This window comes from aff. Roholtiella sp. LEGE 12411 (genome assembly GCF_015206995.1).
In the GTDB taxonomy this organism is placed as follows: Bacteria; Cyanobacteriota; Cyanobacteriia; order Cyanobacteriales; family Nostocaceae; genus Komarekiella.
Genome location: NZ_JADEXR010000028.1, coordinates 48,572 through 55,580, shown reverse-complemented (window position 1 = coordinate 55,580; position 7,009 = coordinate 48,572). Strand labels below are relative to the sequence as shown.

Here is a 7,009-nt window from a genome sequence, read left to right as displayed (position 1 = left end):
GTTGTGAAAAAACCTGTATCAAAGTTTCGCTCCAAAAAACCAAAGCACAGAGGTACTGGACAGCGAGTTGAGGCTCCAAATTTTCACATCATCAATAACGCTTTTAGCCTTAACTGAACCGTATTGCCCTATAAATAATAGTTTAATTTAGAATATATCGAATATTAAATTAATATAAAAAACTTAACTTATTAGTTAACAAATTGACATCAATAAGCTAATATACGTTACGCACATAACTCTAACTTTGCGAGATTATACACAAAATACACGCAGCATAAATAGAGCATTTAAACCTACAGATTAACGCTTTAAGAAAACTAACCAAGATTTCTCAATTTAAAACCTTATTAGCTAGAAATGTGAACAATCAATTCTCTTGTATGACTACGCTGGCGATGTTCCCAAACATAAATTCCTTGCCAAGTTCCCAAGACTAAATGACTGCGATTAATGGGAATATGTTCAGAAGTGTGGGTGAAAGCCGTACGGATGTGTGCAGGCATATCATCAGGCCCTTCCGCATCGTGGATATATTTGCCCGATTCTGGTACGAGTTTTGCCATAAAGTTAGCTAGATCTACAAGAACATCAGGATCGGCGTTCTCTTGTATTACTAAACTAGCGGAAGTGTGGCGCAAAAATAGAGTACAAAGACCAGTTTCTACTCCCGATTCTGCAACAATAGCTTCAACTTTTGCGGTGATATTGTGAAAAGATTTGCCAGTAGTAGAAATTTTTAGTAGCTTTTGATAGTGAGTCATACATATTAAACTTTAATTAGTGCGAAAGTAGTTGATAACAGCACGGGCGATCGCTTCATTACCATCTTTAGCTATTGGTTGGGATTGCTTTGGTCGTTGGGGTGATTCATGGAGAAAATCCCAATTTCCTTGAAAAAACTCAGATGGTGTGATAATTTGATGCTGGTTGTAATTAGATACGCCTTCTATTACAAAAGTTGCTTCAGCAAAGTCCTCCCGCGGGATTGTAACAACAGGTATTCCTAGTAGTGTGGCTTCAGAAAAAGTGCTGTAACCAGGTTTAGAAATAACTCGCTCACAAATGGGCATAAAATCCACAGGGCGGTATTTACGGTTACTAATTTTCAGTAAATTAGGTAAATCAGGTGCGGATTGATCAAAGACAATGAATTGCCAATCTGGAAATCTCCGCAGATTATTGTAAGGGATTTGCTGTAAACCCAAGCCGCCAAAAGTCAGCAAAATGGTTTTTTCCATTGGTGCAGTGATCCCCCAAATAGAGCGTAAATCATCCGCAGAGTAACGGGGTGAACCACCAGTTAAGCCAACATCTGTGATATTCTTGAAAGCCTGCATCGGTTCGTGGAAGGGAAGACGAAACAAGCGATCGCACTTTGAGTACCAATCACTAATCCAATCAGCAACTGCTGGAAATTCGCCTCCCCAATCTCGGTAAATAAAGTCCCAGCCAAAATTACTCATCATCCAGCAGGGAATGTTTGCAGCTTGAGCAAACCCAGAGGTAAGGAAGGGAATATCTGCCAAAATGAGATTGACACGATTTTGGCGAAGAAAATTAACTTCTGAAGCAATCAGCGAATTCTGATTCTGCTTAATATCCAGTAACTTTTCTAAAGTCGCTTCTTTATCCATTGTCAAGCTATCTGCTTGCACCACACCCAAATCAAATGCACGGGGACGATGGATAAAATCGCCTTCTATGTAGCACTCTAGCAACCAGCGTGGGGCAGTGGTCGCTAGAATTAGCAATATTTCTGGACATAACTTTTGAATTGTCGCAGCTACAGATGCTGCGCGGGTAGCGTGACCAAAACCGTGGTTAGTTATAGCTATGTATAAAATTGGGCGTTCCATATTGGATTTTTGATTTTAGACCTCTTTGACATCTCCCCCGGCTAGAAGCCGGAGGATTCTAAACTGATGTTGCTACGGCGGCTATAAGCCGCACTTCGCAACGTTTACGATATGATTTATTTAATCTCTTGAACAAATCAATTCGTTGTGGCACTGTCAAAATTGCCCTACCCACCTCGGCTAGGTCTAAGCCTAGCTGTGTGGCTACTTTTCTCATGATGTTAGCACTACCATTGCAATCTGCGTTGATAATGAAACCATCACGACTTTTGTACTGACCTCTATTTATGCGGTTTCCGCTTGCTTTCCACCCTTGAGGTTTCTCACCATGTTTGGGCAGGGAGTCGCAATCAAGAAATGATGCCTTAGAAGTGTAAGCTTCCTCGGTAATTGTTAAAGTAATCCCGTATTCCGGGCAAAGCTGTTTCAGCCGTTCAATTAATCGGCTGGTAGGGATAATTATAAAATTCTGGTTATTGCGTTTACCCATGTTGGAATTTTGCTTCTGCCCAGCATTCCAACCAACAACAATATTCCCCACTTTGTCATTAAGGCACTGATTAATAATGAATCGCGCTGCTTTGTTAATCGCATCTCGCATTTGATTATTCCGCTTGCGTTGCACTCTATCAAGGTTGGAATCCCAGTAAAAATCTGATTTCCCTTGCTTGTATTTAGCGACTAAACGCGAGTATCCTTGATTCAATGATCTGAGTTTACGACCATCAATAATCAAACTCTTCCCACGGGTTGAGACACCTGTTAACCAATTAGATCCGCCGTGGTCAAAACTCCATGCTTGCGTATAATCTAATTGGGGATTGTTTTCTATTGATTCTTTGCCATCATCAATTACCCAATCAATCCATAGTTGCCCGAAATTCGGTCGTACTGTTACTTCCTTAACCCAAGATGAATCAATAAAATCCGGGAGATATAATCTAATCTCAGTCAGTAATTCTGGTTTACTCTCTTTACTGATTGAAGGCTTGAAATATCCCTCATTAAAATTTAAAGCCTGACGCGGAAACGTAACAGCCGCTAGCCCTGCTTTTTTACGATATTTTGGCAAAGATGGTTTATCAACCTCATCATTGTAATAAGCCTTTACCAGCCCGTTGTAAGCTGTAATAGACTCACCAACTGATTTTAACGTTTGTTGTGCTGATTGTGCAGCCATTGCTTTGTAATGCACATTCTGCTTGAGAACTAAATCTAATTCTGGGTAAGTTGTGCTGCATCTATAAGTTTTCCAACCACTCCGCAAGTCATCGCTATACCAATAAGTAGTGAAAGCATTATCATTTTCTTGTAGCTTGGCATAATGAATTTTCTTAGTTTCATACAATGCACAATTTATCAAGCTATTAGCATTTTCACACTGGTTTAACCAAAAAGCGGTTTCTTCATCACTGAATTTAGCTTTAATTGAACAGGTCTTATACACTTGTTTTTCCCTCCTGTATGTTTTACTATAAATGTTGTTAGAGCCGAAGTCAACAACATTTAATTAGTGGCTAAATTATCACCATCAGACTACGAATACAGGCGCACAAGTGGCTCAGTTTCATCCCTAAATTATCATTTTGTATTTGTCCCTAAACGGCGAAAAGCTGTGCTAATAAAGGAAGTCGCACAGCGTTTACAAGAAATTATATTAGAGTTAGTAGTTGAGCATGGGTGGAGACTTATCGCCTTAGAAATAATGCCTGACCATGTTCACTGTTTTTTAAATGTCCCAACGCATGAATCTCCTGCTGATGTAGCTAGATGGATTAAAGGCAGGGCATCACACCATTTAAGACGTGAATTCCCACACCTGAAAAAGCTTCCTTCTCTCTGGAGTCCTAGCTACTTTGTTGCTTCAACTGGTGCAGCGAGTACCGAGGTTGTTAGACAATATATTGAGAATCAAAAAAGCAACTAAAACTAAAATGCTTGGATATTTCAGACAGATAGCTTTCATCCCCCGGCTAAAAGCCGGAGGTTCTCAGCATGGGTACGATAGCATAATGCAGCAGCAGTATTACTTTGGAGCACACCTTACTGATCGTGTGTTTGGCAAAAACTTTGAATTGCCTTAACCAATAGGTCGATTTCAGATTCTAAAGTAAAGTAATGGACGCTAGCGCGTATACAGCTAGGGTTGGCAATTGTCCGAGTTAATATCTTTTGCGACTCTAAGAATTCTACTAACTTGAGACTTGCTTGGGGCTGCTTGGTTAGTTGAAATGGGACTATACCGCTTTGGGGTGGAGAAGTTCCCAAACATTTGACATCGCCCAACGCTACCAACTTTTGCCAGAGGTACTCACTGTTACAGCAAATTTGCTCATAGCGTTCCTGTGAAGTTCCCCATTGTTGATGAATTGCGATCGCCTCCCGTAACCCCACATATAACGGATAAGCTAATGTAGACACTTCGTATCGTCGCCCATCTGGAAGCCAACTCACAGGCTGAGATTCACTATCTACAACAATGCCACGCAAGCCGATAAACGTGGGTTTCAAGCTTTCTCGTATTTCTGGTCTAACATATAAACCGCCCACGCCAGCCGGGCCACATAACCATTTGTGTCCCGTGAAAGCATAAAAATCTACACCTAATTCCGTTAAGTTTAAAGGCAATGCACCCACCGATTGAGCAGCATCAATCAGCAATAAAGAATTGTTTGTATTGCATATTTTAGCAATCTTGTCAATAGGTAAAACTTGACCCGTGTTCCAGAATACATGACTTAACACCACTAGGCGGGTATTAGGGCGCAAGTATTGGGCAATGACTTCTACCGGATCGCCCTCATTTAAAGTTGCCATCAAGGGACAGGTGGTAACTTCTACAGCAAATCTGCGAGCAATTTCCTGTGCAGTGGCAATTACACCTGGGTGTTCGCAATCAGAAAGCAAGATATTGTCGCCAGCCTGCCACTCGATACCCCAGATGGCGATATTACAACCAACAGTGACATTCTCAGTGAAAGTAATTGTTTGAGTTGGTACATATAACTCGGAGGCGATCGCTTCTCTGGTAGCTTGAATTTGAGGGGCTATCCAGCCATACGCCTCATTGCCAAAGGGCCCTATGTGCTGGATGTGAGCTTCACTTTGGGTAATGGCATCCATTGCCCCTTGAGGCATCGGCCCTTGTCCCCCATAGTTGAAATAAGTCTTATTTGCTAAAGCCGGAAATTGCTCTCGATGGCGATGCAGCTCGGTTGACGATGCAGAAATACTAGTCATAATTCACAAGGGATATCTGCTGTTTGCAGGCTATTAATATAAGAGATATTTGTACTTTGTCCTAGGAGCAACGCTAAAAGTAGGGATGAGATTAATTTAAGCGATCGCTGCCAAATTTTATCTCCTAATAAGTAACAATAAATGCTTTCTGAGCTTTTTGTCGTAGATTTCGGACTGTTTGACAGTAGGCTAGCCTTTTAAATAACCACAAATACTTTTGCAACAGACCTAAGAAACGACAAATTGGGTGTGGACGCGATCGCCACTTCTGAACTTTAGTTGTCTGGGCTTCTGCCAGCGAGTACTAATTATTGTTAACTTAAAAGGATGTTAATCAATGCCGAACTCCTACTACAATACCAACGCTGTAAGCGCCGACCTTTTTTAGATACTCACGCTGACCAAAGTCAGCGAGATACTCCTAATGAGTTACTGTGGAAACTGCAACAGGACAAAATAGCTCACCAACTGAGTGTCTTGGCAAAGTTGACTTATCAGCAACCAGATAGTCCATACGGAAATTCAGAAGCGGGAGCAGCGGCGACTTTAGAATTAATGCAGCGTGGTGTTGATTACATTCACAAAGGAGTGCTGTTAGCAACTTATTCTGAGAGATACACACTGCTGAGCCGTCCAAATTTACTTGTGAAACAGCCAGGACAGTCCTGCTTCGGAGATTGGCTCTACCTTCCGGCGAGTATTGAGTTAGGTAAGCGTCCCAAGCAAGAATATCAAGTTGTTGCTGCATTTCACGCCCAAGTATTAGCAACAGTGCAGGGATGTAGACCCGAAACGGCTTGGCTGATGTTACGAACCAAAGACAGAAGTTATGCGGTAGATTTGTTCAAATGGACGCCACCGATGCAGCAGGTTCTGGAAGAGTTTATTCAAGTTTTAGAGTTACCGACTGCGCCAGAGGTGTTTATTTCACGTCAAAAGTGTAATCTTTGCCATTGGTACAGTCATTGTTATGCGATCGCCCAAACTCAACAACACCTCTCACTATTACCAGGTGTAACACCTATTCGCTACACTCAACTCCAAACCATCAACATCACCACACTGGAATCTCTCGCTGATACTAGTCCTACCACCCTACAAAACCTGCTTGGTTTCGACAGCGAAGTAGCACCCAAGTTAGTAGTACAAGCTCAATCTGCATTAGAAAGACGACCGTTTATCTTACCCTATCCCTTACCAACGGCAGATATTACATTCACAGCACCCATAGAGCTTTACTTTGATATTGAAGCACAGCCAGACTTAGATTTAGATTATCTCTTAGGAGTTTTGGTCGTTGATAGGCAAGCCAATACAGAACAGTTTTATTCTTTCTTAGCAGACAAACCAGAAGACGAAGAATTAATTTGGCAGCAATTTCTGGATTTAGTTTGGCGATATCCCGAAGCGCCGATTTATCATTTTTGTGTCTACGAATTTGATACAGTCAAACGGCTAGCAAAGCTTTACCGCACTCCGTATTCCTCAGTGCGTCCCGTCCTGAGTCGATTTGTAGATGTGTACGAACAATTAACCCAAAGTGTAGCATTACCAGTAGAAAGTTATGCCTTGAAAGCGATCGCTCGTTGGTTAGGCTTTGAGTGGCGTGATAAAGAAGCTAGTGGAGCCAAGTGTATTTACTGGTATGATCAATGGTTGCAAACAGGCGATCGCACCTTGCTAGAAGTGATCCAACGCTACAACGAAGACGACTGCCGCGCCACCCGTAGTGTGAAAGACTGGCTCGTCAAATTTGTTCAGGATGAATATATTAGTGCTAAGTAAAACCCCATAGCTTAAGCTCAAGCATTTAAATCGTCACTTCAAATAGCAGAATGTGTATTCTATATCTCAAGACAGAAGCTTCAAACCCTTGTGTCTTATATGTAATTATTCTTTGAGAAACTCAG

6 protein-coding genes are annotated in these 7,009 nt (G+C 41.6%); 2 read left to right on the top strand and 4 right to left on the bottom strand.

Annotation, left to right across the window (positions count from 1 at the left end; genetic code table 11):
- Positions 1-350 precede the first annotated feature (350 nt).
- Genes IQ246_RS09080 through IQ246_RS30220 form a run of 3 tightly spaced genes read right to left on the bottom strand, consistent with a single transcriptional unit; the run spans position 351 to position 3,306 of the window.
- On the bottom strand, positions 351-764 hold the full coding sequence (locus IQ246_RS09080) for a secondary thiamine-phosphate synthase enzyme YjbQ (RefSeq protein ID WP_194002176.1): 414 nt from the start codon (positions 762-764) through the stop codon (positions 351-353).
- 12 nt (positions 765-776) lie between these two features.
- On the bottom strand, positions 777-1,859 hold the full coding sequence (locus tag IQ246_RS09075; RefSeq protein WP_194002174.1) for a glycosyl transferase: 1,083 nt from the start codon (positions 1,857-1,859) through the stop codon (positions 777-779).
- Positions 1,860-1,917: 58 nt separating this feature from the next.
- Entirely contained in the window at positions 1,918-3,306 is a 1,389-nt protein-coding gene (locus IQ246_RS30220) for an RNA-guided endonuclease TnpB family protein (protein ID WP_194002172.1), read from the bottom strand.
- Between the two features lie 66 nt (positions 3,307-3,372).
- On the opposite strand from IQ246_RS30220, the gene tnpA reads away from it, so the two are divergent.
- Positions 3,373-3,786 carry an IS200/IS605 family transposase gene (gene tnpA / locus IQ246_RS09065; RefSeq protein WP_194002170.1) on the top strand — a complete coding sequence of 138 codons (414 nt, stop codon included), beginning with the start codon at positions 3,373-3,375 and terminating at the stop codon, positions 3,784-3,786.
- A 116-nt stretch (positions 3,787-3,902) separates the two neighbouring features.
- Here the strand turns inward: tnpA and IQ246_RS09060 are convergent, their stop codons facing one another.
- Positions 3,903-5,099: an aminotransferase class V-fold PLP-dependent enzyme gene (locus IQ246_RS09060; RefSeq protein WP_194002168.1), complete on the bottom strand. Its 1,197-nt coding sequence runs from the start codon at positions 5,097-5,099 to the stop codon at positions 3,903-3,905.
- A gap of 327 nt (positions 5,100-5,426) precedes the next feature.
- On the opposite strand from IQ246_RS09060, the gene IQ246_RS09055 reads away from it, so the two are divergent.
- The gene (locus tag IQ246_RS09055; RefSeq protein WP_194002166.1) at positions 5,427-6,884 is read left to right on the top strand and encodes a TM0106 family RecB-like putative nuclease; all 1,458 of its coding nucleotides are present in this window, start codon (positions 5,427-5,429) and stop codon (positions 6,882-6,884) included.
- Positions 6,885-7,009 lie beyond the last annotated feature (125 nt).

Coding starts and splice junctions, on each gene's coding strand:
- IQ246_RS09080 (WP_194002176.1), bottom strand. CDS start 764: ATGACTCACTATCAAAAGCTACTAAAAATTTCTACTACTGGCAAATCT.
- IQ246_RS09075 (WP_194002174.1), bottom strand. CDS start 1,859: ATGGAACGCCCAATTTTATACATAGCTATAACTAACCACGGTTTTGGT.
- IQ246_RS09060 (WP_194002168.1), bottom strand. CDS start 5,099: ATGACTAGTATTTCTGCATCGTCAACCGAGCTGCATCGCCATCGAGAG.
- IQ246_RS09055 (WP_194002166.1), top strand. CDS start 5,427: ATGTTAATCAATGCCGAACTCCTACTACAATACCAACGCTGTAAGCGC.